We start from the raw sequence: 18,027 nt of genomic DNA, 5'->3' as shown, positions 1-18,027 counted from the left end.
GCAGTGTGCCTGCACGCCCAGACGAATCTCTAAACTCTCCCACCATGCTCGATCTGCTCATCACCCACGCCACCCTGCCCGACGGCCGCCAGAACATGTCGATTGCCGTGCAAGGCGGTCGCATCACCGAAGTGACCGAAGGCCTGCAAGCCCCCGCACATGAGACGGTGGATGCAGGCGGCCTGCTGGTCAGCCCGCCGTTTGTGGACGCGCATTTCCACATGGACTCGACCCTGAGCTACGGCCAGCCGCGCGTGAACGAGAGCGGTACGCTGCTGGAGGGCATTGCGCTGTGGGGCGAGCTCAAGCCCACGCTAACCCACAACGCCATCGTTGAACGCGCCCTGCAGTATTGCGACATGGCCGTGGCGCGCGGCCTGCTGGCCATCCGCAGCCATGTGGACACCAGCCACCCCAGCTTGCTGCCCGTGGAGGCGCTGCTGGATGTGAAGCAGCGTGTGGCGCCCTACCTGGATTTGCAACTGGTGGCCTTTCCGCAAGACGGTGTGCTGCGTGCGCCCGGGGGGCTCGACAACATCAAACGTGCGCTGGATATGGGTGTGGACGTGGTGGGCGGCATTCCGCACTTCGAGCGCACCATGGCCCAAGGGGCCGAGAGCGTGAAAATCCTCTGCGAACTGGCCGCCGAACGGGGCAAACGCGTGGACATGCACTGCGACGAGAGCGATGACCCGCACTCGCGCCACGTGGAAACCTTGGCGTACGAAACCCTGCGCCTGGGCCTGCAGGGCCGCGTGACGGGCTCGCACCTCACCTCCATGCACAGCATGGACAACTACTACGTGAGCAAGCTGATGGCACTGATGGCCGAGGCCGACCTGGGCGTGGTGGCCAACCCGCTCATCAACATCACGCTGCAAGGCCGCCACGACACCTACCCCAAGCGCCGGGGCATGACCCGCGTGCCTGAGCTGATGGCCGCAGGCCTGACGGTGGCGTTTGGTCACGACTGCGTGCTGGACCCCTGGTACAGCGGCGGCAGCGCCGACATGCTGGAGGCCGCGCACATGGGCTTGCATGTGGGCCAGATGACCAGCCAGGCCGCGATGCGGCAGTGTTTTGATGCGGTGACGGTGAACCCGGCACGCCTGCTGGGCCTGGAGGGCTATGGCATTGCGCCCGGCTGCCATGCAGACTTCGTGCTGCTGCACGCACGCACCCCCGTCGAGGCCATCCGCCTGCGCGCTGCGCGGCTGGGGGTGTGGAGGCGCGGCCAGCGGGTGGCGAGCAGCCCAGCGCCGGTGGCACAGTTGCGCCTGCCAGGGCGGCCAAGCAGTACAAATTTCATTTCAACGGGCAGCTCTTGAGGTCTGTCGCAGTTCGCATGCCTCGACGCCGAACGCCACGACCTCGGGTGACCCTGCGTGCCAGACGACTACCATCGGGACACTCCCGCGGGGAATGATCATCTCGTGCTGCACCACCTCCAGCGCCTTAACCCCTTGGTCGCTTTCGCCATGCACAAACAACTCCTCCTCTTCATTGCGGCGCTGACATTCAGCGCCACTGCCAGGGCGGAAGCAAGCCTTGCGGATCTGATTTTCATGATGCCCAAGCTCGTCTTGATGGGTATCTACAACGAGTTGGCCAGGCCCTGGCTGCTGGCGGGCCTGTGGGGTGCTGCCGCATTGTTCTGGCTGGTGCGCGCGATCACCGGCCGAGATGCCGTCGGCGAACTGCTGGATACGTTCACCTACCCACGCAAGCCCTGGATCAATACCAGCAGCTACGGTGCTATGGCTTTGCTGGCAATGGCCACGCTGCTTTATGTGCTGGTGGGCTACGCCCTGTGGGGAGCCCCCCAGCGCTATGAGGGGCCCCGCTTTCCTCAGCATTCAGCACAGCCATCGCAGGGGCCTGGTGTCAAGCACACCCTGCCCTACCCCCATGGCAAATCACCAGACAACCGGCGAGGCGAATGGCCCAAATCCAGTGGTCGCTTGCTCGGCCAACCTTATCTGGCCGCTGGTGGGGACACCCTGATCACGCTGGGTAATCCCGGCGATGAAGGACTATGGGTGCGCCTGTGCGCAGCGGATGCCAACCCCTGTTCCCCGCTGAGGCAGGTCTACTTGTCGCCCCGCGGAGGCTACACATTGGACCGCGTGGATGAAGGCAAATACCGCGTGGTCTTTACCCAGACCAGTGGCAAGAACCTGTCAGGAAGCACACGCGCGTTCTCAGTCACCGGAGACCGAAGAGGCAGCTTCAATCTGCCCCTGAACGAATTCGACACCAAGCCATGACACTCTCGCCAAGTGTGGGACACAGGAAGCGCTGGTGCGCTCAAGCCATGCGCGCAATCGTCTTGCGAAACCGCGCCAGCGCCAGGCTGAACAGCACCGCCCCAATGCCCAGCAGCCACACCAGCGACGGCCACACCACCGCCCAGCCCGCGCCCCGGTAGAGGATGGCCTGGGCCAGCTCGGTGAAGTGCGTGGTGGGCGCCAGCGCCATGCAGTACTGCACCCACAGGGGCATGCTCTCGCGCGGGGTGACGCCGCCAGACAGCATTTGCAGCGGCATCATCACCAGCACCATCAGCAACCCAAACTGCGGCATGCTGCGCGCCACCGTGGCCATGAAGATGCCCATGGACGTGGTGGCAAACAGGTGCAGCGTGGCCCCCAGCAGAAACAGCGGCACCGAGCCCTCGATGGGTACGCCAATCGCCCAGCGGATCACCGCCGTGAGCGAAATCCACGTGGCGACCAGCACCACCAGCGCCATGGCCCAGACCTTGGCCAGCATGATCTCGCCGGGCGTCACAGGCATCACCAGCAGATGCTCCACCGTGCCATGCTCGCGCTCGCGGATCAGTGCGGCGCCCGTGAGGATGATGGAGAGCATGGTCACGATGTTGATCAGCTCCATGAGCGACCCGAACCACGCGGGGTTCAGCGCCGGGTTGAAGCGCGAGCGCACCGTCAGCTCGATGGGCTGCGCGGCCACGGCGCGGTCGCGCTGCACAAACTCGGCCGCCTCCAGCTGCACGATCTGCTGCACCGCCCCGTTGGCCGCAAACGCTTGCCCCATGCGGGTGGCGTCGATGTTGAGCTGAACCTGCGGCACCCGGCCTGCCAGCACATCGCGCTGGAAATGGGCGGGGATGTGCAGCACCAGCGTGAAGCGGCCAGCGTCCAGCCCCGGGTCCACCTCGCGCATGCTGATCATGGCCGGGCGCGTGAACTGGGGTGCGTAGAACGCGGTGGCGATGCGCTGGGACAAGGCCGAGTCGTCCTCATCCACGATGGCAATGGGCACGTGGTAGAGCGTCTCGGGCTGTGCCATACCCGCCGAGTACACCGCCAGCGTGGTGGTGTAGACGATGAGGAACAGCATGGCCGGGTCGCGCCACAGGCTCCACAGCTCCTTGATGCCGAGGCGAAAAATGTTCGACCACCGTCCACGCAGTGCCATGTCAGGTCTCCTGCTTGCGTAACAGCAAGATCGCCGCGCCGATGATGACCGGCACCGCCACCAGCATGGGCCAGAACTCGGCCTGCAAGTCCTGCAGCGTGAGGGCCTTGTTGAACACGCCCCGGCTGATGGTGAACATGTGGCTGGCCGGATAGACCTCGCCCACCCAGCGCGCGAATCCGGTCATGGACGACACCGGGTTGATGAGCCCCGCAAACTGCACCGCCGGGATGAGCGTACCCACCATGGCAAAAAACATGGCAGCAATCTGGCTGCGCGTAACGGTGGAGGCCAGCAGCCCCATGCCCGTGGAACACAGGCTGAACAGCACGGCCCCCAGCGTGAGCGTGGCAAAGCTGCCGGTGATGGGCACGCCAAACACCGTCACGGCCGCCAGGCACATGAGGCCAAAGTTGAACAGCGCCAGCAGCACATAGGGCAGCTGCTTGCCCAGCATGAATTCGGTGCGCGTGGTGGGCGTCACATACAGGTTGATGATGGAGCCCAGCTCCTTCTCGCGCACCACGGCCAGGGCCGTGAGCATGGCGGGCAGCATGAGCAACAGCAGCGGGATCACGGCGGGCACCATGGACGGCAGGCTGCGCACGTCGGGGTTGTAGCGGTAGCGCGGCTCCACCTCCAGCAGGCCCCGGGGCACCACGCCCGTGCGGCTGCGGCTTTGCTCCACCAGCCACTGCTGGTGCAGGCCCTGGGCGTAGCCGATGACGGTTTCGGCGCGCTGGGGCATGGCCCCGTCCACCCAGGCACCGATCTGCACCGGCTGGCCGCGTGCCACGTCGCGCGCAAAGCCGGGCGGGATCTCCAGCGCCAGCGATATCTCGGCGGAGCGCATGCGCGCATCCAGCTCAGCGTAGGTGGTGATGGGCGGCTGCTCGGTGAAGTAGCGCGAGCCCGCCAGGTTCAGCGTGTAGGTGCGACTCAGCGCGGTCTGGTCCCGGTCCAGCACGGCAAAGCGCAGGTTCTCCACGTCCATGCTGATGCCGTAGCCCATCACGAACATCAGGATCAGCGAGCCCAGCAGCGCCATGGCACCACGCACCGGGTCGCGGCGCAGCTCCAGCGATTCGCGCCACTGGGTGCTGTGGATGCGGGCCAGGCTCTGGCGCAGGCGGGTGGGCCAGGTGGGGGCGTTGGGGGCGGACACCGGCGATAGCGCAGCGGGCTCCGAAGCCTGCGCAGGCACAGACACAGGAGCCTGGGCCTTGCCCGCAGCATCTTCCAGGTAGCCGATGAAGGCTTCTTCCAGCGTGGCGGCGCCGCGCTTGGCAACAATCTCCTGCGGCGCGGCGCTCTCCAGCACGCGCCCCGCATGCATCAGCGAGATGCGGTCGCAGCGCTCGGCTTCGTTCATGAAGTGGGTGGAGATGAAGATGGTGACCTTGTCGCGCCGTGCCAGCTCCACCATCAGGCGCCAGAAGTGGTCGCGCGCCATCGGGTCCACGCCCGAGGTGGGCTCGTCCAGGATCAACAGCTCGGGCTGGTGCACCATGGCCACGGCCAGCGACAGGCGCTGGCGCATGCCCAGGGGCAGCTTCATGGGCAAGGAACTGCGCACGGCCTGCAGGTCAAAGCGCTCCAGCATCGCCGTGACGCGCGCGGGCACCTCGGCCTCGGGCACGTGGAACAGGCGGGCATGCAGTACCAGGTTCTGCTCCACCGACAGCTCGCTGTACAGCGAAAACACCTGCGACATGTAGCCCACGCGCCGCCGTGTGGCCATGTCCTTGGGGTCCACCGGCTGGCCAAACAGCCAGGCCTGCCCGTCACTGGCGGGCAGCAGGCCGGTGAGCATCTTCATGGTGGTGGACTTGCCGCAGCCGTTGCTGCCCAGAAAGCCAAAGATCTCGCCGCGCTGGATGCGGAAGCTCACATGGTCCACCGCCACAAAGTCGCCAAAGCGCATGGTGAGGTCGCGCGCCTCGATGGCGACGTTGGCGGCATCATGGGCCCGCGACCGGTCCAGCGGCGGAATCTGCACCGCCTGGTGGCCCCGGCGCTTGGCCTCGGGCAGCAGGGCCACAAAGGCCTGCTCCAGCGCATCGTGCCCGGTGCGGGCCATCAGCTCGACCGGGGTGCCGGTGGCCATAATGCGTCCCTCGTCCATCGCCACCAGCCATTCAAAGCGCTGGGCTTCCTCCATGTAGGCCGTGGCCACGATCACGCTCATGTCGGGCCGCGCGGCGCGGATGCGGCCGATCAAATCCCAGAACTGCGCGCGTGCCAGCGGGTCCACGCCGGTGGTGGGCTCGTCCAGGATGAGCAGGTCGGGGTCGTGGATGAGCGCGCAGCACAGCGCCAGCTTCTGCTTCATGCCGCCCGAAAGCTTGCCCGCAGGCCGCGCCAGAAACGGGTGCAGGCCGGTACTGCGTGTGAGTTCATCAATACGGCGGCGCCGCTCGGCCGCGTCGTGCCCGAACAGGCGGCCAAAGAACTGCAGGTTCTCTTCCACCGACAGTGTGGGGTACAGGTTCTTACCCAGGCCCTGCGGCATATAGGCGATGCGGGGGCACACGCGGCTGCGGTGGCGGCTTTTGGCCATGTCGCCGCCCAGCACCTCCACCGTGCCCTGCTGCACCGCGCGGGCGCCTGCCACCAGCGCCAGCAGGCTGGACTTGCCCACGCCGTCCGGCCCGATCAGGCCCACCATGCGGCCCGCAGCCACCTCCAGGTCGATGCCATCGAGCGCCACCGTGCGCCCGTAGCGCTGGCCCACGCCACGCAGGCGAGCCACGGGAGCCGCGCTGCCGGGGATGCTCACTGGTCGGCCTTGACGGCGAGGTTGGCAGGCCATTCCACCGCAGGGTCCACCCGCAGCCACGCCACGCCGGGCAGACCGGTCTTGACCTGCTCCTGGTGGCGCAGCAGCAGTGCCTTGTCGATCTGGGCCCGCACGCGGAACATGAGCTTCTGGCGTTCGCTGGCGGTCTCCACCGTCTTGGGTGTGAACTGCGCCGTGCTGGCCACAAACGACACAGTGGCCGGTATCACAAAGCCCGGCGCGGCATCGAGCACGATGCGCACATCGCTGCCCAGCGCCACACGGCCCGCCACGGTTTCCGGCAGAAAGAAGGTCATGTACACATCGGTCAGGTCCACCAGCTGCAGCACCCGCGCGCCCGCGCCCACCACCTCGCCGGGCTGCACCACACGGAACTGCACCCGCCCGTCGCGCGGGGCCTTGAGCTCGCTGTCGGTCAGCTCCACATCGATGCGGGCCAGCGTGGCCTCCAGCGCGCGCACGTTGGCCTCGGCGCTGGTCACCTGCGTGCGCGACGCGCCAATGCCCGCCTGCGCCGCATTGGCCTGCGCCTTGGCCGCGACCACGGCGGCCTGCTGGCTGCGCACCTTGGCGCGGTCGTCGTCCAGCAACTGGCTGGAGAAAAAACCTTCGCGCGCCAGCTGCTCAGAGCGTGGCAGGCGGCGGCGGGCGGTGTCGAGGTCGCTTTCGCGCTGGGCCACGACCGCCAGTGCAGCCTGGTAGTCGCTTTCGCGCTGTGCCACCTGCACCTGCGCGCTGCTGATGGCCAGCTGCGCCTGCTGCAGCCGGGCTACGGCCTCTTCGCGCTGGGCTTGCAAGCCGTCGATCTGCATACGGGCCACGGGCTGCCCCGCCTTCACGAAATCGCCCTCGGCCACCAGTATGTCCTGCACCCGGCCCGCGAGCTTCGTGGCCACGGCGATCTCGGTGGCCTCGATGCGGCCGTTGCCGCTCACAAAGCCCGGGCCCGGCCCCTTGGGCTGCCAGGGCGCCCACCGCACGACCAATACGGTGCCCAGCAGCAACAGCGCTGCGACGGCCGCATAAATTTTCCACTTGCTGCCCATGGCTCTGATCCTCTTTGGTGCGGAGGCAGAGCGCATTGGCCGTCACGTCAGCGAAGGCGCCTCACCTCAAAAAGTATCGTAAGCGCAGGGCCCTCATGGGCTGCGCGCAGTCGGCCGCCTCCCTTGACTTGCATCAATTTGGCTGCAATTGCGTGGGTCTTGCGGCTGCGCTGCGGAGCCGGTCCAGCAGCTTCAGACGAGCGCAGCTTCCGTCTTCAGCGCCGGAGCTACCCGCGCCCATCAAAGGCCGACAGATGGTTGGCCAGGTGCATGGCGTGCGCCTGCTCGTACTGCGCCTGGGTCAAGGCGCCATAGGCAAAGTGAGGCTGCAGTGCACCGGTGTGGAGGGCAAAGTCCTGCACCGCCTGGCGCAGGCGTGCCATGGCGGCCGATGGGTCCGTGGTCTGCGCATCGAGGGCCGGGGCGCCCGGAATGGGCTCGGCCAGGTTGTGGCTCATGCGGCCCCGCAGAGTAAACACCTTGAAAGCTGCGGCGCCCAGGGTGTTCTGAAACAGCGCTGACTTGGGCGACGGAAAGCCTTGCAGCGAGTATTCAATGCTCTGCGCGCAATGCACCAGCGTCTGCGCCCAGGTCCAGGCCGTGGCGGGTTCCAGCGCGTGGACCGAGGCAGCATTCAGTCGCTCGGCCTCGCCCATGGCATCGTGCAGGGTGGCGAAGACCAGTCGTCGGTCGTTGCCCGGTTGGTGCAGAAAATAACCCGCAGCGCCAGCGGCTGCGAGCGCGGCTCCAGCCCCGGTGGCCAGAAATGCCCTGCGGCCGGGCGCTACGGGCGACGCAGAAGGCGCGGGCTGTGTGCCAGCGGATTGGGGGGCTGCAGCGTGGGCGTCGCTGGGAGCGCCAGGAGGGGTGGGGACTGCCATGGGGTTGTCTGCTCGCATCACCGGGGGCGGGGTGAAAAAGGCGATTGTGACGGGCAACATCGACTTTGTGACCCATGCCGCCACCGCCAGGGTCGGGCAGCCGACACAGCCCGCCACGGCGCAAGGCAGCTCCTATGCCGCCAGGGTGGTCCGCGTGGCAGGCTGGTTGGTGGTGGTAGCCGGGGCCAGGGGTGCAGCAGGGACCACGGTCATCTCCACGCGGTTGCGCCCCCGTTCCTTGGCCAGGTACATGGCCTCATCCGCACGCTGCAGGGCCGTGCCTGCGGACTCGCTGCCCGCGCACACGGTGACGCCGACACTCACCGTGAGCGCGATGCTGCGCTGTTCCGTCACCACCGGGTGGGCCTCCACCATGGCGCGCAGCCGCTCGGCCACCGCCACGGCGCCACCTGCCCCCGCATTGGGCAAGAAGATGGCGAACTCTTCGCCCCCCAGTCGGCCCATCACGTCTTCCTTGCGCAGGCAGCGCTGGGCCAGCATCACAAAATGGCGCAGCACATCGTCACCCGCGCGGTGGCCCCAGCTGTCGTTGACCTTCTTGAAATGGTCCAGGTCCATCACCAGCACGGGCAGCGTCGTCTGCGTGCGCTGGGCGTTGCTGATGGCTTTGTCCAGCAGGGTCAGAAACGCGCGGCGGTTGAACACATTGGTCAGCGGGTCCACCTCGGCCAGATGGCGCAGTTCGTTGGTGATGAACTCATTGGTGAGCATGAGCGCACCAAACGCCACCAGCACCAGCGCCAGGGTGGACTCCAGCACCACAAACTGCGACAGCGCAGCCACCATGCCCGTCTCGGGCTGCGCCCCATCGGCGGGCGCGGCCAGCTTGAACAGCAAAGGCCGCACCAGCAAGAACGCTCCATGCACGCCCACCGTGGCCGCAAACAGGTAACGTGCGGGCACCTTGTGAAAGCCTCCACGGGCCAGTGTGTGCGCGGCCGCAATGAACAACACCCCAGGCACCAGACCCGTCAGCACGATGCGCACCTGTACGTTCGGCTTGACCAGGGTAAAAAACAAGGCCGTACTCAGCAGAAGCGCCAGGGCCAGAGCGGCAACACCGTGCCCCAAGGGCGCCCTGCCCATGTACTCGCGTGCGCCCAGCAGGCACAGGTATGCAGTCAAAGCAATGGAAGACTGCGCCAGCACGACAGACAACGGCAGCGGCACATGGTCGCGCAGCAGCAGGTTGATGCAGAAGACGGTGGCGCAGAACAGTGCCTGCGCCCAGAACCGAAGCCCGGGAATGCGTCTGTTGAAGAGCCACACCGCGGACAGGACGCCAGTGACCAGCGCTGCAAGAATGGCCGCGACGATAAGGAGGGTGGGGCTGTGCACAGAGGGTACAGACAGGCGATGGCAATGAGGCTCACAACGCGACGCCATCGCCCAACGCCCGGCTGCTAAGGCTTGAAGGCTATGCGATGACTGTCAACGTTAACAATGGTAACCGAGAGCCTTGACTGCCCCGCGACTCTTTCGCGGGCATCCATGCAGTGCTTGAGCTACTGCCTGGAGCCTCTCAGGCCGCCCCCTCGCTCGGCCTATGGGCGCACCTGTCAGCCCACCACGTGGCATTCGCGCCGCAGCAGCGCCAGTGCGTCGTGCATCTGGTAGTCACGGTCGCTGGTCAGCGTGGCCTGCGCGTCTTGCACAAAACCGGACCACAGGGCCAGGTAGTCTTGCTGGAAGGCGGCCGCCGCATGGGTGCGGATGAAGTCGGCCGCCAGCTCGGGCTGCAGGCCGGACTTGCGGATCTTGCGCACCAGGCTGGCGGCGGTTTTCTCGGTCAACAACGTCTTCTTGGGCGCGCCAGCGGCCAGGCACAGGAACAGCGTGAGCAGGGAGTGCTCGTCCTCGTTGCCTGCGGTCGCCTTCGTCCAGGTCTTGCTGGCGGGCTGCGGAGGCTCGTCGTCTTCCTCCAGAGCGTCCAGGCTGCGGTGAAAGCTGTCCACTTCGGCCAGCGGGTCGTCCAGCAGGAAGTACCGCGCCCGAAATGCGCCCATGGGGCGCAACAGGGTGCGCAGGGGCGCAGTGGACTGCAGCAGCTTGGGCAAGTCCGCCAGCACCGTAGCGCATTGGGCCTGTAGCACATCGCGCAGCTCTGCGGGCACACCAGCGGGCAAGCGCAGCGCCGTCGGCACGGTTGCCTTCTTTTTGCGCAGTGCCGTCACCAGCTTTTCAAACGCCGGGGCGCTGGGCCACTCACCCGCCGCCATGGCCTTGGGGTTCAGCGCCTGCATCAGGAGCCCTGTGCGAATCACCGCCTCGGCATCGGCACCAGCAGTTTCCAGCTCGTCGGTATCCAGGTCGTATTGCGCGGCCAGCCATTCGGCGGCGGCGATGGCCTGGGCGATCTGGCTGCGGCGGGCCAGCTCCGCGCGGTATTCGGCATGGCTGCGCAGCGACCAGGCAGCCAGCAACGGGGTTTCGGCATCGGCATAGCCGGCCATGCCAAAGTTGCTGCTCTCGGGCATGGCGATCAGCCGCTTGAGCATGTCCGACCCGCCCTTGGAGCGCGACAAAAAGGAGTTGTCGCGCAGCGACACCGCCGCCTTGGCCAGATCTCCGTCCGTGGTCTCCAGCAGGTACAGGCTGATGAGGTTGACCATGCGGTCCCGCGCCTTTTCCAGCTCGGGCCGCAAAAACTCACTGCCAAAGTAGCGCGCAATCTGCACCATGCCCTTGGGCGCATCGGTATGGATGGCCGCCAGCCGGTCCGCATCGAGGATGCCGTGCTGCACGCCGTAGACCAGCGCCTTTTCAAAGAAAGGACGGGCGTCGTGCAGTTGCAGTGCCGAGCTTTGGGACATCATCAAATCGCGGATTCTTCGTCAGAGGCGCGGGCAGCGGGTGTGGCCTTGCCCCGGTCTGTCTCGCTGGTCTCGAACTTGCCGTCGTCTTCCTCGGCGGGAGTCTCGTCACCCTCTTCCAGGCCCAGGTCAAACGCACGGGCCTTGGCGCGCAGCACCAGCAGCATTTCAATGAACAGGTCGCGGCACTCGTAGCGCAGCAGCCAGGCCATCTGCATCCAGTCGCGGTCGGCCACCTCGTCCAGGTCCACGCGCGGCTGCACATAGCCCGAGGCCAGTAGCTCGTCGTCGCTCAGCGTGACACCGTAGTCTTCTGTCGCGTCAAACGTGCCGGTGCGGGCAAAGGCTTCGATGCGGCTCCACTTTTCCGCAAAGTAGTTGGCCAAGGCCTCGGCGCCGCCTTCCAGGTCGCCAACGGCGGTGAGGAATTCCACCGGGTCGGCATCGTCGCGGAAGACCACGGCGTTGACCATGTTGCGCAGGTGGGTGTGGGTGAGGTCTTTGTACTGCTTTTCCAGCACCATGGCGCGGGCAAACTGCTCGGGCGTGACCAGCATGTTGACCACGGACGCCTTGGAGTCGTCGTACTCACGCATCACGGCCAGGATGTCCTTGGGCGCGAGCTGGTCCAGCACCACCATCAGGGCGTTGTCGCCTTCGGCATCGGCCAGCTCGGCCAGCGCGGATTCGGCGCCCACGATGTCACCGGCTGCGATGAGGCTGGTGGTTTTGGTGATCAGGGCCAGGTGTTGGTTGCTGCTGCTCATGGTCGTCATTCCTTGCGCTCAAAGCCCACGTCGGCCAGCCAGTTGGCGCTGGCCTCTTCGCGCGTGCGGCTGTTGTGTGGGTCCACCGCGTCGTCGGCACTCAGGGCGCTGTAATCGTCGTCGTGCTCGGCGGCGTCTTCACTGTCCTCTTCGGCATCGCTGTCCCCATGGGCAGCGGCAGCGGGGGCCATGTGGGCGTGCTGCTGCAGGTATTCCAGGCCAGCAGCCACGGTCAGAAAGCGTGCGCCCTGGGGCTCGCGCAGCACCGTCTGCGCCAGACTCTGCGCCCAGGGCTCCAGCGCCACGGCGTGGCCCAGGCTGTGCCAGTCGGGCAACTCATTCACGGGCAGGCTCAGCAGGTGCTCCAGCGCTGCCGGTTGGGTGAAGCGAAAGCCCCGGTGGAACACCACGGCCACCATTTCGGGGGCCAGCTCCATCATCTGCACCAAAAACGCCATCTCGTTGCGCTTTTCAGCCAGGCGCTTGCGCAGCACGTCGTTGCCCTCGGAGTCCGACACCAGGTCATCCAGCTCGGCCTGGTAGGCCGAGCGCAGGTCATAAAAATAGGGAGAAAGTTTCACAGGGCAGAAGGGTGAGAAAGGATGCGCGCGCTGTAGGCCTGCCAGATCTCCTGGGCGGTCTGCAGCGGGTCGTCCAGCAGGTTGCGGCGGCGGTTGTCGTCATAGGCCTGGCGGGCGTCGTCGTCCGACAGCACCTCGTAGGCCTTTTGCACTTCAGCAAAGCGTTGGGCCGCGTCGGGGGCGGTATTGCGGTCGGGGTGGTAGAACGAGGCCTTCTGGCGAAAGGCCTTCTTGATGTCCGCCAGCGACGCGTTGGCCGCCAGCCCGAGGGCTGCGTAGTGGTCAGCAGTCATGAAACAGTGGATGGGTCCGTCAAAACAAGAGGTGGCCAGCCAACGGATGGAGTGGGCGGAATGCTGCGCGGCACCGTATGCGGTACCTGCTCCAGCACCAGCCCGCTGGCATCAGCCTCCCAGGCTCACAAACACGTTTTGTACGTCGTCGTTCGAATCGATGGCGGCCAGGAAGTTCTCCACCTCCTCCAGCTGTTCGGCCGTGAGGTTGGCGGGGTTCACCGGATTCTTGGGCTTGTAGCCCAGCTTGGCAGTCAGCACCGTGAAGCCGTGGGCTGGCAGCGCGCGGCTGACCAGATCCAGGTCGGTGGGGTCCGTCCAGAAGACGGTGGTGCCTTCTTCGTCGCCGGCTTCAAAGTCCTGCGCACCGGCTTCGATGGCGGCCAGCTCGGGGTCGGCATCGGCGTTGGCACGCTCGGCTTCGATGATGCCCACGTGGTTGAAGTCCCACGCCACCGAGCCAGATGTGCCCAACTGGCCCTTGCGAAACAGCACGCGCATCTCGGGCGCGGTGCGGTTCACGTTGTCGGTCAGGCATTCGACCATCACGGCCACCTGGTGGGGGGCAAAGCCTTCGTAGATCACGCGTTCGTAGCTGACGGCGTCGGCGCCGGTACCGGAGCCCTTCTTGATGGCGCGCTCCAGCGTGTCCTTGGGCATCGAGGCCTTGCGGGCCTGCTCGACCACCAGGCGCAGGCGCGAGTTGCTGGCCGGATCGGCGCCGCCACGTGCGGCCACGGTGATTTCCTTGACCAGCTTGCCAAACAGCTTGCCCTTGGCATCGGCCACCAGAGCCTTGCCTTTTGCTTTCCACTGCGCGCCCATGGGGGTTACCTTTGTGTGTGGGTTGGGGGGTATTTGCCGTGGGTCGCCCCGCGCGGCAAAAACCCTATAGTTTACCCGGCGCCCCAGAATCACCCCAGGCACACAACCCTGGCATTGTCGTGGCGGCGCCAAACCCGCTGCCAACGGCCCCGCCCTGCCCTCAGCAGCGTGTAATCTCGGCCAAACACCCACCCTCCCCTCAGCGCCCCCCTCTCCCATGCTCAACACCCTGTGGCTCGGCTTCTTCCTGACAGCGGCGGTGGCTGCGCTGGCCCAGTGGCTGGTGGGCGGCAATGCCGACATCTTCTCGGCCATGGTGCAGGCCCTGTTCCAGATGGCCAAGCTCTCGGTCGAGGTGATGGTGCTGCTGTTTGGCACGCTCACGCTGTGGCTGGGTTTCTTGCGCATCGCGGAAAAGGCGGGCCTGGTGGACGCGCTGGCGCGCTGGCTGGCGCCGCTGTTTGCCAGGCTCATGCCCGGGGTGCCGCGCGGCCACCCCTCGCTGGGGCTGATTACCCTGAACTTTGCGGCCAACGCACTGGGGCTGGACAACGCCGCCACCCCCATGGGCCTCAAGGCCATGAAAGCGCTGCAGGAGCTGAACCCGCAGCCCGACACCGCCACCAACGCGCAGATCCTGTTCTTGGTGCTCAACGCCTCGTCGCTCACGCTGCTGCCGGTCACCATCTTCATGTACCGCATGCAGCAGGGCGCGCCCGACCCAACGCTGGTCTTTTTGCCCATCCTGCTAGCCACGTCCGCATCCACCCTGGTGGGCCTGCTGAGCGTGGCCGTGGTGCAGCGCCTGCCGCTGTGGAATCCAGTGGTGCTGGCCTACCTGATGCCGGCGGCGCTGGTGCTGGGCGGCTTCATGGCGCTGCTCACCACGCTCAGCGCTGCGGCTCTGGCCTCGCTGTCGTCGCTGCTGGGTAACCTCACACTGTTTGCGCTGGTGGTGCTGTTTGTGGTGCTGGGCGCGTGGCGCAAGGTGCCGGTGTATGAGGCGTTTATCGAAGGCGCCCGCGAGGGGTTTGATGTGGCCAAGGGCCTGCTGCCCTACTTGGTGGCCATGCTGTGCGCGGTGGGCGTTTTCCGCGCCTCGGGGGCGCTGGGCTATGTGCTGGACGGCATCCGCTGGTGCGTGACCACGCTGGGCGCTGATGCCCGGTTCGTGGACGCTTTGCCTACTGCCCTGGTCAAGCCGTTTTCAGGCAGCGCGGCGCGCGCCATGCTGATCGAAACCATGCAGACCCAGGGCGTGGACAGCTTTGCTGCCCTGGCCGCCGCCACCATCCAGGGCAGCACCGAAACCACCTTTTATGTGCTGGCCGTGTACTTTGGAGCGGTGGGCATCCAACGCGCACGGCACGCCGTGGGCTGCGCGCTGCTGGCCGAGCTGGCGGGCGTGGTGGCGGCGATTGGCGTTTGCTATTGGTTTTTTGGGTGAGCTCGCTTGGGTGAGCGAAAAGGAAAGACCCTAAGTTGCTCAAACCGCAGGGCACTGACCTATCGAGCCCGAGCGTCCAAGCAAACCTTGGATACAAAACAACCGCCAATCTCACGTTTTGTTCCACAAGTCGGCGGACTCCTCCTTCTAGCATGCGAGCCGCTCTGACCGTGATCGCAACTGAACCCATAGCTGTTCATCTTGAACCGGCAGGCGCCTGCTCACCATACACTCATAACGGCAAACACACCCAAAATCATGGAAACCCAAAGCCCAGCAAAAGACAAATTCCAACAATAGGCAGAAGGCATCAACAATGCCGCCCCGGGTGATGTCCGTTGGAACCAATGGGACTGTGAAATCCAACTCGCGCTGAGCGAGTTCAACCAGCACTTGCAAGGCGTCGCAAACTACCTTCCTCCAGATTGGCGGTTCATCAAATCCATGTTGTGGGTGGAATCCGGGGCAGGCAATGCGCAATGGCGCGTCAAGCCCATGCAGATCGGCGTCGCGGGCGACCCTGGGCTGAAAGCTTCTCTGTCCGGTGACGAAGGCGGAGAACTGATCTTGCCGCCCCTATGGCGTGGCCGCCTCACCATGGATTCCGCCCGCACCATGCCCGCCCACAACATACGGGCGGGGATCGGCTATCTGCTGATGCGCATGGCTTATTTCGAGCACCAGGAAGTGCCATCTTCAGACACTGCTATCCATGAGACATCCGTGAAGAAGGGGGACAGCCTGAGCCGGACTGCCCAACAACAAGGAACGACGGTCGCCATGCTGCAACGCATGAATGCCAACTCTGCGGCACTACAAATCGGGCAAAAGTTGATCTTCAGAAAAGCCTCCATACAACGCGTGATTACCGGCTGGCGCCCACTGACGTCGCAATTGGCCCTGACCCGCTACAACGGTGAAGGCGACCCCAACTACGCGCGCAAGCTGGACCACGCCATGGCGGTAGTACGCGCAGGCAAGGAAGTCAAATGCGTTCCTTGATGTCCGTCGTCTCTTCCTATCAACGCCTCGGCTTGTCTGCGCTATGGGCCGTTCTCGCGTTGATAGCCCCTGCCAGCGTGATCGCGTCTGTGGAGGACTGCGACGCTTACTCTCAGGCAGACAGGCTCGCATGCCTTAGTAAAGAGGCAGCTGCCAGCGAGATCGAACTGACGCAAGCACGTACCGCCTTGACGTTCGCCATCGACCGCTGGGACGAAGATGCCAAATACAAAGCAGCAGCTAGGCGCCAGTTGGATGCCGCAGACCAAGCTTTTGCCAAACACCGCACCGCGCACTGCAAGCTGCAGCAGTCCCTTGGCGGCGGCGCGGTCGGCAATGGCCTCGAAATGCGCCGGTTGCTCTGCGTTGAAGCCTTGAATACTGCAAGGGCCGCGCAGCTGCAACAAATGGCCAAGAGCCTGCCGCAGCAGTAAACACCCAGCGGATCCAACAAGGCGGAGAGATCGCCGATCCGATTTTTCAGGTTCGCTGGCTTGGTGCATGCGGCGGGGGCGCTAGTGATGCATGAGAAACCATCGGCGCAGCGACGCGACCGTCCTCACGCCACCCCAAGAGAGCCTGATGAAAGACGCACCACGACGGTGTCAAGGCCTGCGGTTGATTGGGCAGCGCAATCGCGCTTTGGCCTGCTCGAGCTACGCAGGGCCGTACCTCCGGGAGGTCAAAGACCGTTCAAGGCTGGGTGTAGTCGTACGCTTCGCGCTCGCGAATGAGTACTATCGGTCAGGAGCAGCCTGCGCTGCGGCATTAGATGAAAGCGGACGCTCAACCGCTACGTTCAGCCGCGCCGCTAGGCGTCGGCTGCAACAGTGGGTTAGGTTTCGGATACATGATCACTTGTGGCCGATTGGCTTCTTCTTGCTCGCAGCAACGATCGGATCCATGTTGATCGCTTCAGAGCCAGAGCTTGCTGCAGCCCAAAAGGCGAGGCTCTTTGAGGCCGCAGCGGCCGCAAGCCTCTCAGCAGCAAGGCTGTACCTCTCTGAAATTTTCGCTAAGGCGTGATCCACCAGCGCGACAAACGGCTGCTCCTCGCCGAAAGTCTGTACAAAGTCGGGTTGGACTCGATTTGTTGCAAATCGCAAGTCCATTGCATGCCGCGACACGGGGACTAGCAACACATATGACTCCGCGTACTCGACTTGCAAATCGCCGCTGTGCGCAGCGAAGTTGTGACGCAGATTCATGTAGTAATCATGAGGCTCGCGGAAAGGCTCATCCAGCCAGTCGCGCTGCATCTGCGCCTTCCGCCCGTTCGCTTCTGTGAATGCCTTGGCGTAGAAGGCAAGCGAAGCAACAAATAGCGCCTTCGCCGTGTCAAATCGAGCTCGATCTTGTGCATGAACATACTGCGTATCGGCTGGCCGGTGGGCGAAATCATCACCGATGAGTTGTTGCGCTTGCTCTATCCAGCGACGAGCGTTTGCGAGGTCCTTTTGGATCAGCGTTAAGCCGGACGCCTGCTCCGCAGCGCGCCCTGCCAACTTCACCTTAGAAACCAGCCGATCCTTCCATAGGTAGTGCACTGTTGCCTCACCCGTTTGTGGATCGATAAATCGCTCAACCCGAAGATGGGGTACGGCTTTGTCTGATTGCATTGAAAACCCAGGTTTGGGGACAACTAACGTAAGTTAGACCGCAAAGCCTGCGGGATAAACTGGACGGCGAGGGACATTCTGGAAACTGATTTCTACCGGAAAGCCACTGTCACCGTCCACTCGGATCAGGGCAGTCAGTTCACTGGGCATACATGGCAAGACTTCCTGCGCGCTCACAACCTGGTTCCAGCATGAGCCGTCGGGGCAATTGCCATGACAACGCCGTGGCCGAAAGCTTCTTCCAACTTTTGAAACGGGAGCGAATCCGCTGCCAAATCTAACCAACCCGCGATCAAGCCAGAGCCGATGTCTTCAACTACATCGAGATGTTTTACAACCCTAAGCGAAGCCACGGCACTGCCGGAGATACCTCATCGGTAGAGTTCGAAAGATACCATTTCCAACGGCTCGAAAGTGTCTAGGGAGTCCGGGGCGATCCATAAATCGCTATTAGCTATCAATTTAATAGCTCCATTTCCACCAAACCGAGC

General features: G+C 64.7%; 16 protein-coding genes and 1 pseudogene. 6 read left to right on the top strand and 11 right to left on the bottom strand.

All coding sequences use genetic code 11. The features are described 5' to 3' along the window. The first annotated feature begins 44 nt into the window (after positions 1–44). Together ACOYR4_RS10385 and ACOYR4_RS10380 are read left to right on the top strand one after the other, a co-directional pair. Entirely contained in the window at positions 45–1,328 is a 1,284-nt protein-coding gene (locus ACOYR4_RS10385; protein ID WP_422849467.1) for an amidohydrolase family protein, read from the top strand. Between the two features lie 150 nt (positions 1,329–1,478). After that, entirely contained in the window at positions 1,479–2,267 is a 789-nt protein-coding gene (locus ACOYR4_RS10380; RefSeq protein ID WP_148279960.1) for a hypothetical protein, read from the top strand. A gap of 40 nt (positions 2,268–2,307) precedes the next feature. On the opposite strand, the gene ACOYR4_RS10375 is transcribed toward ACOYR4_RS10380, so the two are convergent. The 10 genes from ACOYR4_RS10375 to ACOYR4_RS10330 all read right to left on the bottom strand — a co-directional run bounded on the left by ACOYR4_RS10375 (position 2,308) and on the right by ACOYR4_RS10330 (position 13,468). Further along, complete coding sequence (locus ACOYR4_RS10375) at positions 2,308–3,441, bottom strand: ABC transporter permease (RefSeq protein ID WP_422849466.1); 1,134 nt, start codon at positions 3,439–3,441, stop codon at positions 2,308–2,310. Between the two features lies 1 nt (position 3,442). Next, on the bottom strand, positions 3,443–6,253 hold the full coding sequence (gene rbbA, locus ACOYR4_RS10370) for a ribosome-associated ATPase/putative transporter RbbA (RefSeq protein ID WP_422849465.1): 2,811 nt from the start codon (positions 6,251–6,253) through the stop codon (positions 3,443–3,445). Continuing rightward, positions 6,217–7,287 (bottom strand): HlyD family secretion protein, encoded by a 1,071-nt coding sequence (locus ACOYR4_RS10365; RefSeq protein ID WP_422849464.1) that lies wholly within the window; start codon positions 7,285–7,287, stop codon positions 6,217–6,219. The genes rbbA and ACOYR4_RS10365 overlap by 37 nt, the downstream gene beginning before the upstream one ends. A 227-nt stretch (positions 7,288–7,514) precedes the next feature. Then, positions 7,515–8,168 (bottom strand): DUF1569 domain-containing protein, encoded by a 654-nt coding sequence (locus tag ACOYR4_RS10360; protein WP_422849463.1) that lies wholly within the window; start codon positions 8,166–8,168, stop codon positions 7,515–7,517. Between the two features lie 132 nt (positions 8,169–8,300). Next, positions 8,301–9,527 carry a GGDEF domain-containing protein gene (locus tag ACOYR4_RS10355; protein WP_422849462.1) on the bottom strand — a complete coding sequence of 409 codons (1,227 nt, stop codon included), beginning with the start codon at positions 9,525–9,527 and terminating at the stop codon, positions 8,301–8,303. A 221-nt stretch (positions 9,528–9,748) separates the two neighbouring features. After that, a complete protein-coding gene (locus tag ACOYR4_RS10350) occupies positions 9,749–11,005 on the bottom strand; it encodes a hypothetical protein (protein ID WP_422849645.1) in 1,257 nt (418 codons plus the stop codon). Continuing rightward, complete coding sequence (locus ACOYR4_RS10345; protein ID WP_422849461.1) at positions 11,005–11,769, bottom strand: hypothetical protein; 765 nt, start codon at positions 11,767–11,769, stop codon at positions 11,005–11,007. The genes ACOYR4_RS10350 and ACOYR4_RS10345 overlap by 1 nt, the downstream gene beginning before the upstream one ends. A gap of 5 nt (positions 11,770–11,774) precedes the next feature. Beyond that, positions 11,775–12,350, bottom strand: a complete 576-nt coding sequence (locus ACOYR4_RS10340; protein WP_015014300.1) for a hypothetical protein — start codon at positions 12,348–12,350, stop codon at positions 11,775–11,777. After that, positions 12,347–12,643 carry a DnaJ domain-containing protein gene (locus ACOYR4_RS10335; protein ID WP_015014301.1) on the bottom strand — a complete coding sequence of 99 codons (297 nt, stop codon included), beginning with the start codon at positions 12,641–12,643 and terminating at the stop codon, positions 12,347–12,349. Before ACOYR4_RS10335 ends, ACOYR4_RS10340 begins: the two co-directional genes overlap by 4 nt. A gap of 111 nt (positions 12,644–12,754) precedes the next feature. Continuing rightward, positions 12,755–13,468 carry a YebC/PmpR family DNA-binding transcriptional regulator gene (locus ACOYR4_RS10330; protein WP_060984321.1) on the bottom strand — a complete coding sequence of 238 codons (714 nt, stop codon included), beginning with the start codon at positions 13,466–13,468 and terminating at the stop codon, positions 12,755–12,757. Positions 13,469–13,685: 217 nt separating this feature from the next. Here ACOYR4_RS10330 and ACOYR4_RS10325 point away from each other — a divergent pair, with 217 nt between their 5' ends. From ACOYR4_RS10325 to ACOYR4_RS10315, 3 genes are all read left to right on the top strand, one after another. Continuing rightward, on the top strand, positions 13,686–14,915 hold the full coding sequence (locus ACOYR4_RS10325; protein ID WP_422849460.1) for a nucleoside recognition domain-containing protein: 1,230 nt from the start codon (positions 13,686–13,688) through the stop codon (positions 14,913–14,915). 444 nt (positions 14,916–15,359) lie between these two features. Beyond that, positions 15,360–15,917, top strand: coding sequence for a LysM peptidoglycan-binding domain-containing protein (locus ACOYR4_RS10320; RefSeq protein ID WP_422849459.1), 558 nt, complete (start codon positions 15,360–15,362; stop codon positions 15,915–15,917). Next, entirely contained in the window at positions 15,917–16,351 is a 435-nt protein-coding gene (locus ACOYR4_RS10315) for a lysozyme inhibitor LprI family protein (protein WP_422849458.1), read from the top strand. The genes ACOYR4_RS10320 and ACOYR4_RS10315 overlap by 1 nt, the downstream gene beginning before the upstream one ends. Before the next feature lie 420 nt (positions 16,352–16,771). Here the strand turns inward: ACOYR4_RS10315 and ACOYR4_RS10310 are convergent, their stop codons facing one another. Next, the gene (locus tag ACOYR4_RS10310; RefSeq protein WP_422849457.1) at positions 16,772–17,536 is read right to left on the bottom strand and encodes a hypothetical protein; all 765 of its coding nucleotides are present in this window, start codon (positions 17,534–17,536) and stop codon (positions 16,772–16,774) included. 102 nt (positions 17,537–17,638) lie between these two features. On the opposite strand from ACOYR4_RS10310, the pseudogene ACOYR4_RS10305 reads away from it, so the two are divergent. Then, positions 17,639–17,958, top strand: a pseudogene (locus ACOYR4_RS10305) (IS3 family transposase); the annotation flags it as partial. Positions 17,959–18,027 lie beyond the last annotated feature (69 nt).

This window comes from Acidovorax sp. M14 (assembly GCF_049331375.1).
Taxonomy (GTDB): Bacteria; Pseudomonadota; Gammaproteobacteria; order Burkholderiales; family Burkholderiaceae_C; genus Acidovorax.
The sequence above is the reverse complement of the archived record's forward strand: the minus strand, read 5'-3'. Positions and strand labels throughout refer to the sequence as shown.